Source organism: Alphaproteobacteria bacterium (genome assembly GCA_016699735.1).
GTDB lineage: Bacteria > Pseudomonadota > Alphaproteobacteria > Micavibrionales > Micavibrionaceae > JAGNKE01.
Genome location: CP065008.1, coordinates 2409357 through 2429000, shown reverse-complemented (window position 1 = coordinate 2429000; position 19644 = coordinate 2409357). Strand labels below are relative to the sequence as shown.

General features: G+C 55.2%; 23 protein-coding genes. 12 read left to right on the top strand and 11 right to left on the bottom strand.

All coding sequences use genetic code 11. From position 1 onward, the window contains the following. Positions 1–5 precede the first annotated feature (5 nt). From tadA to IPN28_12140, 3 genes are read left to right on the top strand one after another with little or no spacing between them, the layout of a single operon-like run. Positions 6–1676, top strand: a complete 1671-nt coding sequence (gene tadA, locus IPN28_12150) for a Flp pilus assembly complex ATPase component TadA (GenBank protein QQS56990.1) — start codon at positions 6–8, stop codon at positions 1674–1676. Between the two features lie 6 nt (positions 1677–1682). After that, on the top strand, positions 1683–2657 hold the full coding sequence (locus IPN28_12145; GenBank protein ID QQS56989.1) for a type II secretion system F family protein: 975 nt from the start codon (positions 1683–1685) through the stop codon (positions 2655–2657). Positions 2658–2682: 25 nt separating this feature from the next. Continuing rightward, entirely contained in the window at positions 2683–3642 is a 960-nt protein-coding gene (locus IPN28_12140) for a type II secretion system F family protein (GenBank protein ID QQS56988.1), read from the top strand. Between the two features lie 60 nt (positions 3643–3702). On the opposite strand, the gene IPN28_12135 is transcribed toward IPN28_12140, so the two are convergent. From IPN28_12135 to IPN28_12125, 3 genes are all read right to left on the bottom strand, one after another. Then, positions 3703–4281: a hypothetical protein gene (locus IPN28_12135; GenBank protein ID QQS56987.1), complete on the bottom strand. Its 579-nt coding sequence runs from the start codon at positions 4279–4281 to the stop codon at positions 3703–3705. A gap of 194 nt (positions 4282–4475) precedes the next feature. Further along, the gene (locus IPN28_12130) at positions 4476–5063 is read right to left on the bottom strand and encodes a hypothetical protein (GenBank protein QQS56986.1); all 588 of its coding nucleotides are present in this window, start codon (positions 5061–5063) and stop codon (positions 4476–4478) included. Positions 5064–5248: 185 nt separating this feature from the next. Continuing rightward, entirely contained in the window at positions 5249–5599 is a 351-nt protein-coding gene (locus tag IPN28_12125; GenBank protein QQS56985.1) for a carboxymuconolactone decarboxylase family protein, read from the bottom strand. 77 nt (positions 5600–5676) lie between these two features. Here IPN28_12125 and IPN28_12120 point away from each other — a divergent pair, with 77 nt between their 5' ends. Continuing rightward, positions 5677–5988, top strand: coding sequence for a winged helix-turn-helix transcriptional regulator (locus IPN28_12120; protein QQS56984.1), 312 nt, complete (start codon positions 5677–5679; stop codon positions 5986–5988). Then, positions 5981–6547, top strand: a complete 567-nt coding sequence (locus tag IPN28_12115) for a rhodanese-like domain-containing protein (GenBank protein QQS56983.1) — start codon at positions 5981–5983, stop codon at positions 6545–6547. The genes IPN28_12120 and IPN28_12115 overlap by 8 nt, the downstream gene beginning before the upstream one ends. A 24-nt stretch (positions 6548–6571) precedes the next feature. Here IPN28_12115 and IPN28_12110 read toward each other — a convergent pair whose 3' ends face one another. The 3 genes from IPN28_12110 to IPN28_12100 form a co-directional block, all read right to left on the bottom strand. Beyond that, positions 6572–7258: a tetratricopeptide repeat protein gene (locus IPN28_12110; GenBank protein ID QQS56982.1), complete on the bottom strand. Its 687-nt coding sequence runs from the start codon at positions 7256–7258 to the stop codon at positions 6572–6574. A 40-nt stretch (positions 7259–7298) separates the two neighbouring features. After that, complete coding sequence (locus IPN28_12105) at positions 7299–8027, bottom strand: pilus assembly protein N-terminal domain-containing protein (GenBank protein QQS56981.1); 729 nt, start codon at positions 8025–8027, stop codon at positions 7299–7301. Between the two features lie 145 nt (positions 8028–8172). Beyond that, positions 8173–9291, bottom strand: coding sequence for a saccharopine dehydrogenase NADP-binding domain-containing protein (locus IPN28_12100; GenBank protein QQS56980.1), 1119 nt, complete (start codon positions 9289–9291; stop codon positions 8173–8175). Between the two features lie 57 nt (positions 9292–9348). Between IPN28_12100 and IPN28_12095 the strand changes: the two genes are divergently transcribed. From IPN28_12095 to IPN28_12085, 3 genes are read left to right on the top strand one after another with little or no spacing between them, the layout of a single operon-like run. Then, a complete protein-coding gene (locus IPN28_12095; GenBank protein QQS56979.1) occupies positions 9349–10020 on the top strand; it encodes a CDP-alcohol phosphatidyltransferase family protein in 672 nt (223 codons plus the stop codon). Next, a complete protein-coding gene (locus IPN28_12090) occupies positions 10013–10957 on the top strand; it encodes a phosphatidate cytidylyltransferase (GenBank protein QQS56978.1) in 945 nt (314 codons plus the stop codon). The genes IPN28_12095 and IPN28_12090 overlap by 8 nt, the downstream gene beginning before the upstream one ends. Before the next feature lie 2 nt (positions 10958–10959). Next, positions 10960–11616, top strand: a complete 657-nt coding sequence (locus IPN28_12085) for a 1-acyl-sn-glycerol-3-phosphate acyltransferase (GenBank protein ID QQS56977.1) — start codon at positions 10960–10962, stop codon at positions 11614–11616. Here IPN28_12085 and IPN28_12080 read toward each other — a convergent pair. Next, on the bottom strand, positions 11613–11915 hold the full coding sequence (locus IPN28_12080) for a winged helix-turn-helix transcriptional regulator (GenBank protein QQS56976.1): 303 nt from the start codon (positions 11913–11915) through the stop codon (positions 11613–11615). The two genes, IPN28_12085 and IPN28_12080, sit on opposite strands and share 4 nt — an antisense overlap. Positions 11916–12000: 85 nt before the next feature. Between IPN28_12080 and IPN28_12075 the strand changes: the two genes are divergently transcribed. Next, positions 12001–13032 carry a DUF4166 domain-containing protein gene (locus IPN28_12075; GenBank protein QQS56975.1) on the top strand — a complete coding sequence of 344 codons (1032 nt, stop codon included), beginning with the start codon at positions 12001–12003 and terminating at the stop codon, positions 13030–13032. Positions 13033–13044: 12 nt separating this feature from the next. Here the strand turns inward: IPN28_12075 and IPN28_12070 are convergent, their stop codons facing one another. Continuing rightward, a complete protein-coding gene (locus tag IPN28_12070) occupies positions 13045–14328 on the bottom strand; it encodes a carbohydrate porin (protein QQS56974.1) in 1284 nt (427 codons plus the stop codon). 293 nt (positions 14329–14621) lie between these two features. Between IPN28_12070 and IPN28_12065 the strand changes: the two genes are divergently transcribed. After that, positions 14622–15263: a protein-L-isoaspartate(D-aspartate) O-methyltransferase gene (locus IPN28_12065; GenBank protein QQS58628.1), complete on the top strand. Its 642-nt coding sequence runs from the start codon at positions 14622–14624 to the stop codon at positions 15261–15263. A 1-nt stretch (position 15264) separates the two neighbouring features. Here IPN28_12065 and IPN28_12060 read toward each other — a convergent pair whose 3' ends face one another. Beyond that, entirely contained in the window at positions 15265–15525 is a 261-nt protein-coding gene (locus tag IPN28_12060) for a hypothetical protein (protein ID QQS56973.1), read from the bottom strand. Positions 15526–15663: 138 nt separating this feature from the next. Between IPN28_12060 and IPN28_12055 the strand changes: the two genes are divergently transcribed. After that, the gene (locus IPN28_12055; GenBank protein QQS56972.1) at positions 15664–15999 is read left to right on the top strand and encodes a type II toxin-antitoxin system RelE/ParE family toxin; all 336 of its coding nucleotides are present in this window, start codon (positions 15664–15666) and stop codon (positions 15997–15999) included. Next, entirely contained in the window at positions 15996–16265 is a 270-nt protein-coding gene (locus IPN28_12050; protein ID QQS56971.1) for a hypothetical protein, read from the top strand. Before IPN28_12055 ends, IPN28_12050 begins: the two co-directional genes overlap by 4 nt. A gap of 49 nt (positions 16266–16314) precedes the next feature. Here the strand turns inward: IPN28_12050 and IPN28_12045 are convergent, their stop codons facing one another. Both IPN28_12045 and IPN28_12040 read right to left on the bottom strand, forming a co-directional pair. Beyond that, positions 16315–17505 (bottom strand): hypothetical protein, encoded by a 1191-nt coding sequence (locus tag IPN28_12045; protein ID QQS56970.1) that lies wholly within the window; start codon positions 17503–17505, stop codon positions 16315–16317. A gap of 62 nt (positions 17506–17567) precedes the next feature. After that, positions 17568–19628 (bottom strand): NAD-dependent epimerase/dehydratase family protein, encoded by a 2061-nt coding sequence (locus IPN28_12040; GenBank protein QQS56969.1) that lies wholly within the window; start codon positions 19626–19628, stop codon positions 17568–17570. Positions 19629–19644: the final 16 nt, after the last annotated feature.

Below are 19644 nucleotides of genomic sequence, written 5' to 3'. Positions count from 1 at the left end.
TAGAGATGTTCGGAAAGAAAACGACAGGGGGGCAGAAGCCTCCTCCGGTAAAAAGCGGCGCAGCGGCCAAGCCTTCTGCGCCGGCGGAACGTATTGCCCCGAAAGTCGAGACGCCTGCGCCGGTGTCTTTCGATCTTCCTTCGAACTCCCCCGAGCCTGTTTCCAAGCCCAACGGTTCCGCGCCTGCGGCGGTTTCTTCTGACAATATTGGCGCGGTGCTGTCCAGTCTGGGGCCGCAAGATGAGTCCAAGGAACCGTCCGCGAGTCCGGCACAGGAAGCGCCCAAGGCTGCACCTTCTGCCGAGGCTGCGCCCGCCAAGCAGCGCAAAACGATGAAGGATGACGAGCTTCTCTCCGATCATCCGCAAGAGGACGAACACCGCAATCACGGGGATTCTATTACGGCTCTGCGGTTGCAACGCTGCCGGAACCGGATATGGCTTGACCTGCGCGACGGGATCGACCTCAAGGCGCTGGCGCGGATGGATGCCAAGGCCGCCCGCGAGGAAGTTTATTCGGCGGTCGAGGAGATCGCCCGGTTCCGCAATCTTGACCTCACGCCCGCCGAACTGGCGGGCATCGCCAAGGAATGCGCGGACGATATGCTCGGTTTCGGACCGCTCGAAGAGTTGCTGGAGCGCGACGATATCGCGGATATAATGATTAACGGGCCTGATGTCACGTACATCGAGGTTGGGGGAAAAATCGAAAAGACGAACGTCAAGTTCCGCGACAGCCAACACCTTATTACTATCTGTCAGCGGATCGTGGGGGCGATCGGGCGGCGGGTCGATGAAGCCTCGCCGATTTGCGATGCGCGTTTGCCGGACGGGTCGCGGGTGAACGTGATTATCCCGCCGCTGTCCGTGGACGGCGCGGCCATGACGATCCGGAAATTCAAGAAGGACAAGCTGACGCTGGAAAAATTGCTTGAGTACGGGTCCATGACGCCGTCGTGCGCGAAGCTGATCATGGCGGTCGGGCGGTGCCGGGTGAACGTGCTGGTGTCCGGCGGTACGGGTTCGGGGAAAACCACGATGCTCAACTGTCTGACCCGCTATATCGAGGCGGGGGAGCGGATTATTACTTGCGAGGACGCCTGCGAATTGCAACTGCAACAGCCGCACGTCGTGCGTTTAGAGACGCGGCCGCCGAACCTTGAAGGGGTCGGGGAAATCACGATGCGGGATCTGGTGCGGAACTGTCTGCGGATGCGGCCCGAGCGGATCATCGTCGGGGAGGTGCGCGGGCCGGAGGCGTTCGACCTTCTGCAAGCGATGAACACGGGCCATGACGGTTCGATGGGAACGGTGCACGCCAACAATCCCCGCGAGGCGATTTCGCGGATGGAAAACATGATCGCGATGGGCGGGTTGAACCTGCCGCAGAAGGCGGTGCGTGAGCAGATCGCCTCCGCCGTTAACGTCATTATCCAGGTGCAGCGTCTGCGCGACGGTTCGCGGAAGACCACGCACGTCTCCGAAGTGACGGGGATGGAGGGCGATGTCGTCACCATGCAGGATCTGTTTTATCTGGAAATCCTCGGCGAGGATGAGAAGGGCAAGCTGATTACGCGGCAGCGCTCTTCGGGCCTGCGGCCAAAGTTTTACGACAACGCCCGCCAATTCGGGGTCGAGCAACTTGTTCTCGATGCGATGGAGGAAGCCTACGGCTAAACCGCCATGGAACTCGTGCAAATCGTCATCATCTGCTGCCTTGTGTTCCTGATTTTCGGGGTCACGATGGCTGTGATGATGAACAAGGAGACCAAGAAGCGCGAGGGCAAGCTGGCGGTTATCCGCGGGGGATCGAGCGACAATGGTTCGAGCGAACGCGACGTCCAGAACAAGCGCCGGGCGGAGATTGCCCGCAAGCTCAAGGAAAGCAAAGAAGAGGACGGCAAGGGCAAGAAGAAAGTCACGATTGCCATGAAGCTGGGGCAGGCGGGGCTTGAGACGACTCCCCGGCAGTTCTGGATATTTTCCATTTTGTGTGGCGCGGTTCTGACCGGAGGCGCCTATTTTTTCGGGATGTCGGAATATGTCGTCGGGTTGATGCCGATTATCGGGACGCTGGGATTACCGCGTTTTGTCCTGCGTTTTCTTATCAAGCGCCGGCAAAAGAACTTTCTGGCGGAGTTTGCGGACGCGCTGGAGGCGATTGTCCGGCTTTTGAAGGCCGGTATGCCCGTATCCGAGGCGGTTGCCATGATTTCGCGTGAATTCGAGGGGCCGGTGGGCGAGGAAATGTCCCGCGTCTATGACAAGCAGAAAATCGGGATTCCCCTGCATGAGGCGGCGCTGGATGCCACCAAGCGGATGCCGCTGACGGAAATGCAGATGTTCGCCACGGGCCTTGCGATTCAGGCGCAGACGGGGTCGAGCCTTTCGGAGGTTCTGACCAATCTGGCTAACGTCATCCGCGCGCGCTTCCGGTTGAAACGAAAGATCGTTGCGCTGTCGTCGGAGGCGATTGCCTCGGCCTCGATTATCGGGGCTTTGCCGATTCTGGTGGCTTTGGGGCTTTATTTCCTCAATCCCGATTACATCATGATCCTGTTCACCACGCCGACCGGAAAATGGCTGGTTGCCGGAGCGGTGGTGTGGATGAGCATGGGGGTCTTCGTCATGAAGGCCATGATCAATTTCAAGGTTTGAATCTGCGTTTTAAGGAGTACTTGCTATGGATTTGGATAACGAACTGATCATCACCGTCGGCGCGTCGTTGCTTGCGGCGGCATCGGTCATCGGCTTCGCCTTTCCGTTTCTGCAGAAAGCGGACAAGAAGGAAAAGGCGATTTCCGTCATCGAGAAGCGGCGCAAGGATCTCTATCAGCAGACGCGGGATGCCGGACGGAACCGGGGGCAGGAGGCTCTGTCCGCCAAGGATTCGATGTCCAGTTTTTTCCGTGTGCAGCAGCTTGCGGGGAAAATGGGCGAGAAGGTGCGCGATAAAATGCTTCAGGCGGGGGTTCGGAACCCGAAGGCGCCGCTGCGCTTTATGATCGCCCGCGTGGTTCTGCCTATTCTTTTCGTCGGGCTGGGGATGATGTTCCTGATGAAGGTTCCCGAGGACAAAAAGCTTTCGGACGGGATGGCCAGTATCATCCTGCTGTCGGCGGCTCTGGTTGGGTTTAAACTGCCGGATATTCTGATCAAGAATATGATCCAGAAGCGCCAGCAGGAATTGAACCTGAGTTTTCCCGACTCGCTGGATATGATGCTGATCTGCGTGCAGGGCGGGATCGGGCTGGAACAGACGATTGAGCGGGTGGCGACGGAAGTCGCGGAACATTCGCCCATCCTTGGCGAAGAGCTGGGGATTCTCAGTGCCGAGATGGCGATGCTGAACGACCGGCGGCAGGCGTTGCAGGATTTTGCGCGGCGCGTGGGGAGCGGGGCGGGGAAATCCTTCGCTACGGCCCTTATTCAGGCCGAGCAGTACGGTACGTCGATCTCGCAGGCGATGCGCGTAATGTCCGAGGAATTGCGCGATATGCGGATGGCCGAGGCGGAGCGCAAGGCCGCCGCGCTGCCGCCCAAACTCACGGTGCCGATGATCCTGTTCTTCCTTCCGGCGCTGTTCATCATCATTCTCGGGCCGGCGGGTATCAAGGCGGCGGCGGCTGGAGTCGGCGGTTAGTCGCTATAGAGAGCCTAAGCTAAATACCTAGCTGTAAGAGCAGAAAATAATCGAATAATATCAATTAGTTTCAGCAAATATTGCCCAAACGTTGCAGTTGGCGTGAGGTTCTTCGGGATGGGCGCGTGGAAGCTCTTTCTGCAGTTCAAGAACACGGTTAAGGTCCGTGATCAGCCCCCACTTCGAGAGTTCCTCATTTTTTAGTTCGGGCCATCCGCCGCAGTTGCTCAGAGCGCTAACACCCGACGCGGCCTCAACTAGATCGAAGCCAAGGAAGCGGAAACTTCTCAATTCGGGAGAAAGTTTCGGAAGTTCATGGGGGTTTCTGAAAACGCAAAGCAGACGCGCTTCTTTGGAATCCGCTTCGGCAAGTTGATCGCGCAAGAACTTCAGGTCTGTAAAGAAGTGGCCATAGTAGTCTTCGTTTACGATATGAGGCCAGTAATCGTCGCGAATCTCAGAAAACACAGGCGGGCAAAGCATAGTATCCAGTGAAACAAGTTCTTCGATCTGACTCAATCCCGTATCTTCTATATACTTTGACCACGCTTCACCGTTTTTTCGGCCGAAGCGCTCAACAGCAATAAACCAAGGACCATTGTTAACTTCAGTTTTCTGTTTGAGTTTTGTCGATTCCATTTCAATATCTTCCAGTAAATTAGCATTTGTCATTAATATAGCAATTAGGGTTTGGAATTCGCAACAGAATATGAGCCTAAGCTTTCATGTTCCTAAAACCGCTCTGCGCCAGATTGTGTCCCCTTCTTACGAATGGAGCCGCGCTCTGCAGCCATGGCAACAGAGCAATCTCAGTCCGGCGGGCTTTTTCTTCGCTAACGGGGCGGGGTGGCTGGCGCGGGGGCGGGTTGCGTTCCGGCGGGGGCTGCTGCGGGAACTGCCGCTGCGGCGGCGTCCATGCCGATGGCCCGGAATTCCTCGCGGGTCGCGGGCTGCACTTCGGGCAGTTTATCGCCGTAGGAGAATTTCATGTTCATCCGCGGGATTTCGCCCGTACCGAATCTCGAGACATAAGAGTCCACAAGTTCCGGGAGCATATTAGAAGCGCGAAGGGTGGTTGTAGCCGCAGCGGCGGAGATTTTATCATTCACATTAAAAGTCACCGCGACCGTGTTCGAGGCTCCGGCTGCGGCCGGGCCGGCTATCGGGCTGTAATCCAGAAGCATTCCGGGCATCGGCGGGCGGTCCTGCGTTTTGGGATCAACCATGTCGCTGGCGGCCAGAATATCCGGGTCGATTTTTCCGACCTTGAGGACTTTGAGATCGACCGATTCCCTCGTGCCGGGTAGGGTGACTTTCAGGAAGCTGCCCTCCGTGATCGTTCTTGCCTGTAGTCTTGCAGCCAAAGCTACGGCGATGTTTAATTCCGTCGGATTGTATTTATCCGCAATTTGTTCAGCCATTTTTTACCCCTGAATTCTCAAATTTCCTACACTATAACGCGAGACAGTATAATTTTTTATGTAAAAATGAAAGTCTATTTTATATCCTTTTGTATTTTTATTCCATATTTATGTTTAACGTGTTGTTTAAATTAGATTTTCCTTATGTTTTTATCGTGAAAAAAAGGGGCTCGAAGCCCCTTTTCCTAGGATTCAGTGGTGCTGAACTGGTCGAAGGCGCGCAGGGCGTCCGCCGCGTACATCAGGGCCGGACCGCCGCCCATATAGACGCACATGGCGGCTACTTCGGCGATTTCCTGCTTCGTGGCACCGAGTTTATGCAAGGCCTTGGCGTGGAAGCCGATGCAGCCGTCGCAGCGCTGGGTGATGCCGATGGCGAGGGCGATAAACTCCTTGGTCTTTTCGCTTAATGCGCCGTCGGCGGTGGCGTTTTTCGAGAGGGCGTAGAAGCCCTGCATCGCGTCCGGCGAGAGCTTTTTCAACTCGCCGATATATTGCGAGATATCCTTGGTAATTCCCTTATAGTCTTTGGACATGGTTTTTCTCCTTTACAATTTATAAGATTATGATATCATGAAAATATGAAATGTAAAGAACTGTTTTCAGGTGCGTGATGGACGTCATGGATATAATGCAAGAGAAGGCCGACGAGGCCGCCGGGTTTCTCAAGGGGCTGGCGAATCCGCAGCGGCTTTTGATCCTCTGCCAGCTGGCGGAGGGGGAGAAAAGCGTGGGCGCCCTCATTGAGGCAACGGGGATCGCGCAGACCTCCATGTCGCAGCACCTGAACAAACTTAAGGACGAGGGGATCGTCGATTTCCGGCGGGAGCACCGGACGCTTTATTACCGGATCGAGCATGAGGCGGTCCTGAAGATCATGCAAACACTTTATGACTCATTCTGTAAGGAGAAGACCCATGACTAAGATGATTTCCGTGCAAGAGGCCGCTGCGTGGCTTGCGGCCGGGGACGCCGTTTTGATTGACGTGCGGGAGCCGGACGAGTTCGCGCAGGAGCATATCGTCTATGCCCATTCGGTGCCGCTGGCATCGGTGGAACGGGTGGCGGAGACTCTGAAAATTCCCCAAAGCCGGAAGGTTCTGTTTCACTGTCTTAAAGGGGGGCGGGGGCAGCAGGCCTGCGCGGTCGTCGGGGGTTCGCAGGATTTTTCCCATGAGATTTACAATATCACCGGCGGGATCACCGCGTGGAAGGAGGCGGGGTTGCCGACGGTTTCCCTTGGCCCTGTGCCGCGATTTTCCATTTTCCGGCAGGTGCAGATGATCGCCGGGGCCATGGTGGCGTTTCTGGTGCTGCTCGGGTTTTCGGGGATCATGCTCGGGTTTGTTCTCGCGGGTCTGATCGGCGGGGCGTTGTTTTTCGCGGGGTATACGGGATTTTGCGGGCTGGCGATGGTGCTCAAGAAGGCGCCGTGGAATAATACGAATGCAGGCGTAAAAAAGGGGCCGTGTTGCGGCCCCTGATTGTCGTTTCTGCGCTGTCCTGAATCAGGACGTTTCGCCCAAAGCGCGGACGATGCGGAGGTTGCGCTCGATCTCGATCCGGTCGGGGGAGAGCGCCTTGGCCTTTTCCAAAATCTGGATGGCTTCGTCGGTGAAGCCCTGCGTGGCGAGATTCAGCGCGAGGTTGTTCATAATCGGCGTGGGGTCGCCCTTCCAGGTTTCCAGACCCTTGCGGAAGGCGCGTTCGGCGGCGGGGTGGTTTTCCTGCGCCTCCAGAGCGATTCCCAGATTCTGATAGGCGAGATAATCCTGCGGGTTTTTCATGACCGCCTGCTGGGCGTAGTTCTCCGCGCTCTTGAAGTGGCCGAGGGCCAACTCAATCGAGGACATTTCGGAAATGATATGCGAAGGAGAATCCGGCTGTTTGGCCAGAGGTGTCAAGACCACGGAGGCACGGTTGGCGTAGTTGGTCTGGCGCAGGGCTTTGGCGTATTTGTATGCCGCTTCCGTATCGGCAGGATTCTTTTTGTACTGGCGTTCGAGCGCCATCAGGGCGCCGCTGATGTTGCCTTCGCCGCCTTCGGCCAAAGCCTTGTCGATCGCGGCGTCGATTTTGGCGCTTTGCTGTTGTTTGGCGAGGTCGGCGCCTTGCTGGTCGGTGCCGGTGCTCTGGCACGCGGAAAGCTGTACCATGGCCGCGGCCAAGATCATGTATTGCGTAAATTTTTTCATACTTCTGCCCACGTTCAAGTAAGGGTATTCGCTTCGAATCTTATTGCTGCGGCGCCTGTTTTTCAAGAGCTTCGGCGGTACTCTCAACAGCGTTTTGCAGTTTTTCGGTGGCTTCCTCGACATCCTCGTCCTCTTCAGGCTCGTCGTTGGTGAAGAAGCCGCCTAAAGCCTCCTGCTGCGCCTGTGCGGTTTTCGCGTCAGCGGGGGAAGGGACGGCCTGTTCGGTTACGCTGGCCGTTTCGGTGCCTAGAAGGACTTCGTGGCAGGTATCAGGGCAGTAATAGATGTTATTCTCCACGCAGTTCGCGCTGCTGCCGGCGGCCTTGCAGGTGTTTTTCACCCGCACATAATGTTCCTCGGGTCCGGCGACGATGACAAGGCGGCGCATGATGATATTGCCGTCGTTGCCCATCACGGTGAAATAGGTGGCTCCGGGTCTGCGGGGGATGACGACAAGGGTGCGGGTGGAATCAGCGATCACGTTCGCGTGTTCAGGGTTTCCGACCACGACCAGACCGGCGTCCTGATCGAGCTTGATGAGTTGCGTGTCATCCGGGGAGAGATTGATCGTGGGGTGTGTCGTTTCCTTCAAGGCGGAAACGGAAGAAGGCGCGGAAGCTTCGGTGACAACCTGCGGCAGGTCCATCGCGGGCTTTGCCGGGTCGGTGGCGTATACGGCGGGCGAGAATGACCCGATGCACGCGGCTACAGCCAGAATTCTAAGGGACGCAGTCCAGAGGCCCGAAGGCTTCGCGTTGAGAGATTCCATGAGATTGTCCTGATAACTATAGCGGTACGCAAAAGAAAACTTCGTTCATTATAGCGCGGGCGATGGTCAAGCGCATCCTCTTTTTGTTCGAATTTCCTGCAATTTTATCCGTAATTTATCGTAAATTGCTTTTATGAAAAACTCGTCAGGTTTTGGGCGGGTTTCGTTCGGTCTTTGTTTTTATATTATAAGATTTTAAAGCTGTAAGAATCTCATTCAGGTTTAAAAATCCGATGCAAGAGGTTGCTCCGCTATATTGTATTTCTTCTGCGGCCAATTTTTTGGCCAATAATATGGCGGGCGTGGCGGGGATATTCAAACCGTGTCCCTGTCTGGCGGTCAGTTCGAAGACGAGCGTGAGCGGTTTGTTGTTTTCATCCGTTCCCTGCATCTTCATATAAAAGCCGCTGTTGCCTGTGCCGAAGCGGTCGAAGGTTTTGGCGAGGCGCAGGAGCGAGGATGCCAGCGGATCGAGGCTTTTAATCCAGCGCCCGCGCACGGGCCAACTGAGAGCCCAGAGGCTTAGATGCAGGAGCGATAGTTCGGTTCCGGCGCGAAACTGGAGCGACTTCAGGTTGGGATATATTTCGGGGAACAGGCTGAGGTCGGGAATATCGCAATAGCCCAGCGGGCGGGGGCCAAGTTCTTTGAAGCGGTAATATTTCAATCCCTGCCAGCCGTGGATGGTTTTCATGTCGCCGTCGATCAGGGTCGTGAAGGGTTTTCCGGCGTAGCTCATCACGCCGCGGGCGGTGGCTAGGCCCATGCCGGTTTTCTGGGCGGTGCTGATGCCGTATTCGATGGATTCAAGAGTCTTGAACTTGTTTTTATATTCTTCGATGACGGCGGAGGAGAGGGCGGGGACGGAACTCGCGCCGCTGCATACAAGTGTATTCATCTCTTTGGCGCGACGGTCGAGGGTTTTTATGCCGCTGACGAAATCGCGGCTGTCGGCAAGGTCAATGTAATGGCAGGATTTTTCGATGCAGGCGCGGGCGATCTCGTAGTCCTGTCCCTGAAAGGGTCCGGCGGTGTGGATCACGATATCGGGGTGCACTTTTTCCAGAAGAGTTGTGGGATTGTTATGGATATCGGCGGCCCGTGTTTCGGGCGGGTTCGCGGCGTTTAGCGTTGCGGCCAACGCTTTCGCTTTTTCCTCATGCCGTCCGGCGAGGATCAGGGCAATGTTTTTTTCCGGCGCCAGCGCCCTGGCAATCAGGCTGCCGAACTGCCCGTAGCCGCCGATGATGAGGATGCGTTTCATGCGTTGCTCAATTCTGGTATATGTATAACGGTTTTAACGCCTGCTGAAAGTGAATTCATGGCCGATCCTGAAGCCCGACGTCCCCTCAAGGTCCGCAATCTCGCGGTGGTTCAGACCATGGCGAAGTCTCTGGCACAACGGGATATCTCGCCCAACCAGATCTCCCTGGCCAGTATCGGTTTCGCCGCGCTGGCGGGAATTTCCTGTGTCGGGATGACGTCGTTTTCCGGCTTTGCGGGGTTTTTGTTCTTGCTGCTGGCGCTCGGCGGGATTATCGGGCGGGTTCTGTGCAACCTCTTCGACGGGCTGGTGGCGGTGGAGGGTGGAAAGAGCACAAAGTCGGGGGAGTTGTTTAACGACGTGCCCGACCGGATTTCCGATGCGCTGATTTTTGTCGGGATGGGATATGCCGTTTCTTTCGGTGCATGGGGTGCCGTTCTGGGCTGGGGCGCGGCGCTGCTGGCGGTGCTGACGGCATATGCGCGGACTTTGGGGCGCAGCCTTGGTGCGCCGGTGGATTTTCAGGGGCCGATGGCCAAGCCGCACCGGATGGGGGTGTCGGCCGTTGCCATCCTGCTGACCCCTTTCGAGACAATGTTTGTTGCTAAAGGGACGATGCTGGCGTTCGGCTTGGTTATCATTATCTTGGGCAGCGCGTGGACGGTGAGGAAGCGTTTGCGGGCGGCCTCTGCCCATCTTGAAGGCAGCGGAGAGGTTCAGGATGTTTGATCTCTCCTCCTACAACCCTGTTCATGTGAGCATTGCGGGCGTCTTCGGCGTTCTGATCATCGCCAGTGTGATCGTCGCTATCATGCATCTCAACGACCCGGACCACAAGCACCGCGAACTGGAAGCGCGGGTGAAAAGCTGGTGGTTCATGATCGGTATTTTTTCTCTGGCCATCCTGACCTCTCCGGTTGTTTCCGTCATTTTTTTTGCGTTTTTGAGCTTTCTGGCGCTCAAGGAGTATTTTTCCATCATCCCGCTGCGGCGGGCGGACCGAAGGGCGCTGTTCTGGGCTTATCTGGCCATTCCGGTGCAGTATTTTTTCGTGGCGAACGGCGTTGAGCATTACGGGCTCTTTATCGTGTTCATTCCGGTGTGGGTGTTTTTCCTGCTGCCGTTCCGGCTGATCGTTGCCGGGCAGACGGACGGGTTCCTGAATTCCGTGGCAAAAATCAGCTGGGGGCTGATGATTACGGTGTTCGCGGTTTCCCATGCGGCGATGCTGATGCAGTACTCGCAGGCGTTGCAGGGCCATGTGGGGCTGATCATGTTTTTGGCCGTTCTCAATCAGGGCAATGATGTGGCGCAGTATGTGTGGGGCAAGCTGTTCGGCAAGACCAAGATCGTGCCTTTGGTCAGCCCGAAGAAGACATGGGAAGGGTTCATGGGCGGGGTGATTACGACGGTGATGGTGGCCGGGCTGATTTACCCGTTGCTGACGCCGTTCAGTTTCTCCTTCGCGTTGTTGATGGGGTTTGTGATCGCAGTGACGGGGTTCATCGGCGATGTGACGTTCTCCGCGCTCAAGCGTGATCTGCATATTAAAGACTCCGGCAATCTGATTCCCGGCCATGGCGGGATTCTCGACCGGATCGACTCGCTTTCGCTCACCGCGCCGCTGTTCTTCCATTGCGTGCGTTATTTCTATTTCGTGGGGTAGGGATGAGCGCGGATAAAAAAAACTTCGACCTGCCCCGGCAACTGTTTTACGTTTTGATCGTGCGGCCTGTGCTCATGATTTTGCTGGGGTTGAGCGTCCGGCATCTGGAGCGATTGACGGTCAAGCCCCGGCATATTATCGCGGCGAACCACAATTCGCATCTGGATGCGCTGGTGCTGATGAGCCTGATTAAATTCCGCGATATTCCCAAGGTCAAGCTGGTGGCGGCGAAGGATTATTTTTGCCGTACACCGTTGCGGACATGGATTTCGCTTAATCTGATCGGCGTTATTCCGATTGAGAGGAATCCGCAGGAGGGGGAAGACGTTCTTGCGCCTGTTAAAGCTGCGATTGAAGACGGGTATACGCTTGTTATTTTTCCGGAAGGGACGCGGGGGGAGCCTGAAAAGCGCCAGCCGCTCAAATACGGGATTGCCAAGCTGGTGCAGGAGATGCCGGACGTCACCGTGACGCCCGTGTTCATGCATGGGCTGGGCAAGTCTTTGCCGCGTGGGGAGCGGCTGCTGGTGCCGTTCGTGTGTCAGGTCAATGTGGGGGAGGCGCTGTCGTGGGCTGGAGACCGGGCGGCGTTCATCGCGGCGCTGGAGACGTCTTTTTCCGACCTTGAGGCGGAGCTTGCGCCGAAAGTGTGGGATTAAGGCTTTTTCTTTTTCAAATCTTTTTTGATTGAATAACTCACAGGGCAGATCTGCTGCATATAGAGGTTGACCGTGTTAATCAGGTTGTTTTTCGCCAGAGAATAGTGGACGAACTGGCCCTTTTTCTCGCTGACGACCAGTCCGGCGTTTTCGAGGATGCCGAGGTGCTTGGAGAGGGAGGGTTTGGTGATGTCGAAATGCCGCGCCAATTCGCCCGCCGTCATACCGCCCTCGGAGAGATAGGCGAGGATTTCGCGGCGGACGCTTGAGGAAAGGGCTTGGAAGACTTTGTCGATCATGTGTTGACGCTGGCATCCCTGTATGATATTTAGCTATTTAGCTAAATGATATTACCATTCCTGCGGCGGAAAGGCAAGGCGGGTCATGGGACGGGAGAGTTTAAATCCGTTGGAAGCAGCCGGGGCGCAAGCGCCGCCCATCGAACTGGTCTATGACGATGAATGCCCGGTCTGCCGCGCTTACTGTACCCGCATTGAACTCAAGAATCCCCAACGGCCGCTGGTCCTGATCGACGCGCGCAAGGGCGGTGCGCTGATGGAGGAGATCACCGCGCGGGGGCTGGATATCGACGAGGGGATGGTCGTTAAAATCGGGGATGATCTGCATTACGGCAGCGGCGCGATCCATGTTCTTTCACAGTATACAAAACCCGCCGGGATCATGGGGCGGATGAATCAGACTCTGTTCCGGCACAAATTTTTGTCCGACATTCTTTACCCGGCGGGGAAAGCGTTACGGAATTTTGTGCTTTACGCTTTGGGGATTGAGAAGATCCGAAATCTGCGGACGGCGGATACGGGCAGCACGATCCGCAATCAGCTGGGCGAGGACGCGTGGATGCGGCTTGATCCCGCCATCCGCGCACGGTTCGCGGCGGACCCGAAGGAGGGGGAGGTCGTAGCTTATCGCGGAACAATGCACATTGTGCGGCGCTCGAAGATGGGCTGGCTGTTCGCGCAACTGACGCGAGTTATCGGCAATCCGCTGACGCCTTACGCCGGAACGGATGTGCCGATGGATGTGGAGTTGACCAAGCAGCGCGGGCGGAGCGGCGTTTACTGGACGCGGGTTTACTATTACGCGGGGCGGAAGCCGTTTACCGTCGTTTCGGTCAAGAAGGAGTCGCAATCCGGCGAGATGCTGGAATGTGTCGGTGGCGGGTTCGGGATGGTTCTGGACGTTTCTGAGGAATACGCGGCGCTGCATTTCCGCAGCCGGAGTTTTTTCTGGCAGTTCGGTCGGTTGCGGGTGCGGCTGCCGCGCTGGCTGGCGCCGGGGGAGACGCACGTGGTGCATGAGGATATCGGAGGCGGGAGTTTTATCTTCCGCCTGTCGATGGTTCACGATCAACTCGGCGAGACGTTCTTTCAGGAAGGCGTCTTTCGGCAGTCCTGATTTTTTCTCCGACTAAAGATTTAACTCTAGCCTGACTCCCACTGCGAAGGCATCGTCGGCTTCGTCCGTTGTGCCGGGATCGTTGATATATTGCGCGTCAGGCTGGACGCGCAGCCACGGCGTCGCCTGAATGCTGTAGGTCGCCTCTATGCCCCATTCGCCGGAGGTGACGGGTTCGCCCGCCAGATCGGCCGCTTCCTCGAACGGGTCGCCGTTATGGGCACCGTGGATGGCAATGCCCGCGATATCGTCGGGGCGGGCGGCGAAGGGGCCGGTATAGGCGAGGCCCAGAGAGCCGCTGTAATCAAACTGGTTTACGTCATCGTTGGCCCACGCGAAGCGGATAAAACCATCTAACTGGCGCGTTTCAGAGCCGTCGGGGCGAAAGAGCGTCTTTTCGGCGAGGGCGTAGAGGCCGCTGCTGTTATCCTGTTCGGGGTTGCCGAGGGCATCCGTATCGGTGAGGTGGTCTGACTCTTCACTGTACCACCAGCCGCCCGCGCCGATCCGTCCGGAGTCGAGATTGCCGTAAGCGGATTCCAGCGCCAGCAGGACGCCGTCTTCGTCATCCAGAACGACATGGGTACCCCGCGGATTATCGGGGTCGCCGGGGACACCGTCCAGAACCGCAGCGCGGATATAGAAATCCTCCACCGGAGCCACATTGACGCGGAAGGCCAATGAGGTCAGCGGAAAGATGGACGGTCCGGCTTCGCCCGTGGCGGCGTACGCCGTGTCGATGCCGAAGGTGGGGTTGAGGAAAATCCCGCTGCTGTCGGTGACATCAAATTCTGAGTTCAGGTCGTAGAGTCCGGCGCGAAGCGAAAGTTTATCATCGAGCAGATTCTGCTCGATCCAGGCTTCGTAAAGCTTGAAGGTGTGTTCACCGACCTCGATATTGTCCACGCCTTCGTTGGAGCCGATGCGCTCGGTGTTAAATTCGCCACCCGCATTGTTGAGGAGATAGAGGAAGACTTTTGAGCCTTTCAGTCCATAGAGTTTCTCGCCGTCGATATCGGCGGTGATATCGAGGTTGTCCATATACATTGCGCCTGTTTCGATGCCGCCTGTAACGTTATGAAAAAAATCCGCAGTGTAGACGATGCCCAGATCAATCCCGTAAGGCGCTATTTTTGAGCGCACGCCACCGATATCACCGAGCAGGCGGTCGCCGTAATCCTGCGTTTCCTCTGCCTGTGCCTGTTCGTCTGCGAAGGCGGGGAGGCAGACGCCGGTCAATAAAGTGGCGGTGAGTGCAAACACAGCCATGGGCCGGTGAATTTTGAATAAAGACATCGTTATTAACCTTTATGGTCTGGAGTTTTTTAAACGCAGGGGAACACGCGGGGGATCGTCTATTAGAAAAAACTATAATTCAAAAATTTAAAAATGCGACTGAAATATTTGTGCATACAGGGATATTGCTACTTGCCTTCTGCGCTTGATAGGGTGGTTTTACTAAAAAACCCGGACGAGATGTTTGGCTTATGGCCGGAAGAACGATCATTACAGGCACGTTTTTCGTTCTCGCGCTGGCGCTGGGGGCGGTGTATTTTTATGTCAGACATTCACCGCTGAAGGGGCAGCTTATGGAGAGGGAACGCGCCGAGATGGTGAAATACCAGATCGCGGACCGGGGGATCACCGATCCGCTGGTGCTCAAGGCCATGCGCGAAGTGCCGCGGCACGAGTTTCTTCCGACGCTGCAGGAGCACCGCGCCTATGAGGACGGCCCGGTTTCCATCGGCAAGGGGCAGACGATCTCCCAGCCCTATATCGTCGCGCTGATGACCGAGCTGGCGCGGGTGGATGCGGATTCCGTCGTGTTCGAGGTCGGGACGGGGTCGGGGTATCAGGCCGCCGTGCTGGGCGCGATCGTCAAAGAGGTTTATACGGTGGAATATATCGAGGCGCTGGGGCTGGCGGCGAAGGCGCGGCTGGCGGCGCTGGGTTACGATAACGTCCATGTGCGGGTGGGGGACGGGTATGCGGGCTGGCCGGATCATGCGCCGTTCGATGCCATTCTCGTCACGGCGGGGATCGACCATGTGCCGCCGCCGCTGATCGACCAGCTTAAAGCCGGCGGGCGGATGGTCATACCCGTGGGGGCGGACGGGTTTACGCAGGAATTGCGGGTGATCGAGAAAAACGCGGACGGGAGCGTGAAGGAGACGAAGACGATTCCCGTGCGGTTCGTGCCTTTCCTGGGGCCGAAGAAAAAAGCCGAGTAAATTACAAAACCCCGCGTTCCAGCCCCAATTCATCCTCCAGCCGGTCCTTTTCCTCGTCCGTCGGTTCGCCGGTGCCGGAGGCGACGATGTCCGCGAACTCGGCGGGGCGGAAGCCGGGCTGCGCGGATTGTTCGAGGAACAATTCCACTTCATCCGGCGGGACGGTGACATAGCACCAGATCGCTTCTCCGGCGGCGTTCTTGCCCTCCAGATAAAAGAGCAGGTCGAAATTCTCCGTGACGGCCTTTTCGGTCAGGTGCATGGCTTTAAGATACTTGAATATTCTTTTAGATTCATCAGAATCATTTAAAGATACCCTTTTCTGTTTTTTACCCATATCAGGTATAATATAATATTGACTATATACCCATATCGGGTATATTGTACAGAAAGACCACTCATGCTTACTGTCATTGAACACCATTATTTTATCCGCAAGGCGGAGAGAATCCTGACAGAGAAGCAGCGTATTGAACTGATTGATTTTATCAGCCTTCATTACGACCGGGGCGATGTCATGGCGGGTACGGGCGGCGTGCGGAAAATCCGCTTCGCCCACCAGACGGGAAAGGGCAAAAGCGGCGCAAGCCGCGTCGTCTATCTGGTGGTCGATGAACTGGGGCATATCCATTTGCTGGATATTTTTGAAAAGAACGTGAAGGACAATCTCAGCAAAGCTGAACGGAACGAGATCAGGAAGCTGGTCGAGATTTTGAAGAAAAGGAAACGGACATGAGCGAATTGTACAAAAGCCTGAAGGCCGGTCTTGAAAGCGCCATCAACGAGCCTAAAAAGGCTGTAAAGCATGAGGTTTCAGAAGTGCGCCGCATCCGCACGAAACTGAAAATGAGCGTCCGCGAATTTGCGGAGACTTTTCACCTGCCCAAGCGCACCGTCGAGAAATGGGATATGCAGGACAGCGAGTTGACCGGAGCGGCTTCCACGCTCATGAAGATCATTGACAAAAACCCGAAGGCGGTTATGAAGGCGTTGCGGGATTAAATATTGGTGAGTTTACTTTCCTTGCTTATTATAATTACAAGTGTGGTAATTAATCGCTATTTTTTAACAATGCCTTTACTTCATTTTCAATAAACTGATTGGGCTTCCACCCAGTAATCAACTTATCTAAATAAAATGAATCCAGAGCACCAAGACCTAAACCAATTGTGGTTCCGATGCCTCCTGTAGCAACCGCATCAGCTATTAACCCTGCACTTGTGAATAATCCCCATCTGGCAGTTTTACCAGGAAGCTTATCTACAAAGGTCTCTTTAGTGGCTTCTTGATAGTAACTTTTAATAAGATCTCGATCAGGATTTAACCCTAATATCCATTTTTTAAATTTTTTTGAGTTTTTTAGAACTAACATTAAATCATCTAAATCTACTTGCTTATTATTAACCGCCTCTCTTAAAGCTTTTGCGTCATCAAAAACAAAATTTTGAAAATCTTGGATTTTTTTAGAGCTTTTAATGCTCTTATCTAGAAGATAATTAACTTTAAGTGATATAAGGTTTGAACTTAAGCCACTCGTTGCTATTTCTGATAGATTATTTGATGAGAAAAATAACTCACTTTCTACATCTAACATATGAGATAATAATAGTGCAGGTGTGATTGTTGAATGAGTGGGTGGAACATATTTGTGATAAATACTATTTAAGGCATCGAAATTTATGTTTGTTTCAATCAGAATGCCAGAAGCTGTTCTTTCTGTTTGAAATACAATACTATTTAAATTCACATCTTCAGGAATAAGGGATTGAATAATACTTTTAGTAGAATCTTTTATATATCTTTGATCAATAAAAGACGCTTTTGCTCCCTCTAAAATTATGGGTTCATGGCTTTTGACTTTAACCAAATCTTGTATTCTTCGCGCAGTTCTCCTTCCCTTTCCGCTTTTTCCGGTTATATCAGTGCATATCTTTTGAAGCTCACCATAATAAGTATGCTGAGGTGAAGTGAACTGAATTGGATCATGATAATCAATGCCTTTTATCGTGTTTGTTACAATGCCTATATAGGTTTCAGTATAAATGATCTCTAGAAGATCTTCTGAAATCAGTTCAACTAAACGATCTATTCCAAAATATGTAAAAAGTTGTCTTAGAATACTGTAGTTTGCAACAACGGAAGTTTTGCCATAAAACATCATGCACTCAACTAATGCACCAATATCCAAAGGATTAGATGCATTATTTTTATTTTGATTGAAGAATGTAATAGACTCAAACATGCAAGTTATTTTAAGGGCCGGCTAAGTATTTTCACTTATCTATCTCTGCCCTTTAATATAACCTACATCGCGGGCTTGGGCTTGTGGTCGTTGTCGTCGCCCAGAGCATCGCGCATCGCCCGCAGAATGTCAAAGACGGTGTTCTTCACGCCCTCACGAGCCTCGCGGGAGCCTGTATTCGCACGGAAGGCGTCGAAGGCCTCGCGGAAGCGGTCGACCAGCGGGCTCTGGCCCATCTTGCGGGCGAGGAACTGGAAGAGGGGTTCGGGGTTTTTCGCAATCATGCCGCCATATTCGACGATGGGGGGGGCGGCGAACTGGAAATCCTGCGCGGGGTCGGCGTAAACATCCTCCAGAGAGGTCAGGTGGCCTTCCTCTCCGATCGCCTTGGCCCAATCCTGATAGGGGATCATTTCCGTGCCCGCTTCGCGCTGTTTCATCACCTTGATGAAGCTCGGGTTGATCGAACCGTAGGGGTAATTTTCGGCGAGAAATTCGGCGACGTCGTAATTCACGCTGACGGCGGCGAAGGCATCGGTCGGGCGGCGCAGCAGCATGAGCGCCTTTTGCTGCGTGATCTGTTCGGGGCCGACGGCCTCGAAGACCTGACCGCCCTTGAGCGGGCTTTCAATCAAACGTCCGGCCTTGGCGAGGTCGCCGATATAGAGCGGCTGGAGTTTCTGCTGGCCGGAGCCGATCATGGGCGTGAAGGCGAGGTTGGCCAGATCGGGCAGGTTCATCGGGCGGCCCCAGTCGGGCGTTTTCGGGTTGAAGACCGTGATCGGGCGGACGGAAATCCAGTTGAGGCGGTCGGAAAATTCTTCCAGCGCCAGTTCTGCCTTGCGTTTCGATCCGGCGTAGGTGAGGGGCTCGGTTTCCGAGCGGGCGTTGGCTTCGGCTTCGGGGTTGCCCGCTGTGATCGTGGAGACATAGACCATGCGGTCGATGCCTGCGTCCACGGCGGCCTGGGCCATGGCCTTGACGGGGCGGTAGTTGACGGCATCGAAGGTCAGGCCGATGTCGCGCTTTTCATCGATGATGCCCGCCATGTTGAAGACGGCGTTTATGCCGAATTTTTCATAGGTCTCGCGCCAGTATTCGGGCGTGGCCGTGCGGGGGTCGCGCAGGTCGGACTGTTGAAACTCGATCGTCCTGCCGGGGTATCGTGCCCGGATAGCTTCGACGTCGTTCAGAAATTTTTCAAATCGCATGGCATTGTGATTGAGGACCAGATCGTGGCCGTTCGCCAGAAGATTTTCGATGACCGGAAGGCCGAGCGACCCCGCGCCGCCGATTAACAGGACGCGCTTGTGGAAGGTGGGGTCGGCGGGTTGTTTCTGCAAATGGAAATCGCGGATGCGGCGCTCGTGCCGGAGAACCTGCAGCGGGTCGGCGGCGAAGTCCGCGTCCGAAATATCCTGACCGTCGTAAACCACGTTCTTCTTGCGCTCCTCCCGCAGAATGTCGTCGATCAGCTCCGCCGTGCCGGGAACCAGAAGGCTGCGGGTCTGCGCGTAATCCGAGCGGATGTCGGTGGCATTTTCCGCCGTGAGCGGAGCCTCCTTGCGTTTTGCGCCATAGAGTTCGAAGGCGAGCGAGAGGTCTTCGGCGGGGAAGACGGTTGTTTGCGTTATGCCGTCAAAGGAAAATTCCTTTCCCTTCGCAGCATAGAAGGGATAGATGATATAGTTCTTCCTGTCCTGATCCTTGGCGGAGTAGAAGAGGGTGAATTGCTCCGGCTTGATACCGCTTTTGTCGAAGAAATCCACGAATTCGGCAAACCACGCACTGTTGAGGGGGACGCGCTTGTCGCCGCCCTCCATGTAGGGTTTTTCTTCGGGGGTGCGCTCGTGATCGTAGATGGGGACGAAGATCGGTTTGACGGTGCGGCCATCGGGGTGGCGCAGCTGTTCGCAGGCCTTTTCGATGATGCTTACGCGCTCGGCGAAGGTGAAGGGGTTTTTATCGGGGTTGCGGTCGGCATTGTTGGAGCCGAGGAAGATCACGGGCTGAAAACCGTCTGCCACCATGTCAGCCAGTACGTTCTGGTGGCCGTTATGCCATGGCTGCGCCCGGGCGATGAAGCCCGCGTAACGCTGCTGTTGAGAGAGTTCCTGATCCATATAAACAATATACTAA

What these genes read in the sequence shown, in the direction of transcription:
- tadA (QQS56990.1), top strand. Translation starts at nt 6, where the DNA reads ATGTTCGGAAAGAAAACGACAGGGGGGCAGAAGCCTCCTCCGGTAAAA.
- IPN28_12145 (QQS56989.1), top strand. Translation starts at nt 1,683, where the DNA reads ATGGAACTCGTGCAAATCGTCATCATCTGCTGCCTTGTGTTCCTGATT.
- IPN28_12140 (QQS56988.1), top strand. Translation starts at nt 2,683, where the DNA reads ATGGATTTGGATAACGAACTGATCATCACCGTCGGCGCGTCGTTGCTT.
- IPN28_12135 (QQS56987.1), bottom strand. Translation starts at nt 4,281, where the DNA reads ATGGAATCGACAAAACTCAAACAGAAAACTGAAGTTAACAATGGTCCT.
- IPN28_12130 (QQS56986.1), bottom strand. Translation starts at nt 5,063, where the DNA reads ATGGCTGAACAAATTGCGGATAAATACAATCCGACGGAATTAAACATC.
- IPN28_12125 (QQS56985.1), bottom strand. Translation starts at nt 5,599, where the DNA reads ATGTCCAAAGACTATAAGGGAATTACCAAGGATATCTCGCAATATATC.
- IPN28_12120 (QQS56984.1), top strand. Translation starts at nt 5,677, where the DNA reads ATGGACGTCATGGATATAATGCAAGAGAAGGCCGACGAGGCCGCCGGG.
- IPN28_12115 (QQS56983.1), top strand. Translation starts at nt 5,981, where the DNA reads ATGACTAAGATGATTTCCGTGCAAGAGGCCGCTGCGTGGCTTGCGGCC.
- IPN28_12110 (QQS56982.1), bottom strand. Translation starts at nt 7,258, where the DNA reads ATGAAAAAATTTACGCAATACATGATCTTGGCCGCGGCCATGGTACAG.
- IPN28_12105 (QQS56981.1), bottom strand. Translation starts at nt 8,027, where the DNA reads ATGGAATCTCTCAACGCGAAGCCTTCGGGCCTCTGGACTGCGTCCCTT.
- IPN28_12100 (QQS56980.1), bottom strand. Translation starts at nt 9,291, where the DNA reads ATGAAACGCATCCTCATCATCGGCGGCTACGGGCAGTTCGGCAGCCTG.
- IPN28_12095 (QQS56979.1), top strand. Translation starts at nt 9,349, where the DNA reads ATGGCCGATCCTGAAGCCCGACGTCCCCTCAAGGTCCGCAATCTCGCG.
- IPN28_12090 (QQS56978.1), top strand. Translation starts at nt 10,013, where the DNA reads ATGTTTGATCTCTCCTCCTACAACCCTGTTCATGTGAGCATTGCGGGC.
- IPN28_12085 (QQS56977.1), top strand. Translation starts at nt 10,960, where the DNA reads ATGAGCGCGGATAAAAAAAACTTCGACCTGCCCCGGCAACTGTTTTAC.
- IPN28_12080 (QQS56976.1), bottom strand. Translation starts at nt 11,915, where the DNA reads ATGATCGACAAAGTCTTCCAAGCCCTTTCCTCAAGCGTCCGCCGCGAA.
- IPN28_12075 (QQS56975.1), top strand. Translation starts at nt 12,001, where the DNA reads ATGGGACGGGAGAGTTTAAATCCGTTGGAAGCAGCCGGGGCGCAAGCG.
- IPN28_12070 (QQS56974.1), bottom strand. Translation starts at nt 14,328, where the DNA reads ATGTCTTTATTCAAAATTCACCGGCCCATGGCTGTGTTTGCACTCACC.
- IPN28_12065 (QQS58628.1), top strand. Translation starts at nt 14,622, where the DNA reads ATGGAGAGGGAACGCGCCGAGATGGTGAAATACCAGATCGCGGACCGG.
- IPN28_12060 (QQS56973.1), bottom strand. Translation starts at nt 15,525, where the DNA reads ATGCACCTGACCGAAAAGGCCGTCACGGAGAATTTCGACCTGCTCTTT.
- IPN28_12055 (QQS56972.1), top strand. Translation starts at nt 15,664, where the DNA reads ATGCTTACTGTCATTGAACACCATTATTTTATCCGCAAGGCGGAGAGA.
- IPN28_12050 (QQS56971.1), top strand. Translation starts at nt 15,996, where the DNA reads ATGAGCGAATTGTACAAAAGCCTGAAGGCCGGTCTTGAAAGCGCCATC.
- IPN28_12045 (QQS56970.1), bottom strand. Translation starts at nt 17,505, where the DNA reads ATGTTTGAGTCTATTACATTCTTCAATCAAAATAAAAATAATGCATCT.
- IPN28_12040 (QQS56969.1), bottom strand. Translation starts at nt 19,628, where the DNA reads ATGGATCAGGAACTCTCTCAACAGCAGCGTTACGCGGGCTTCATCGCC.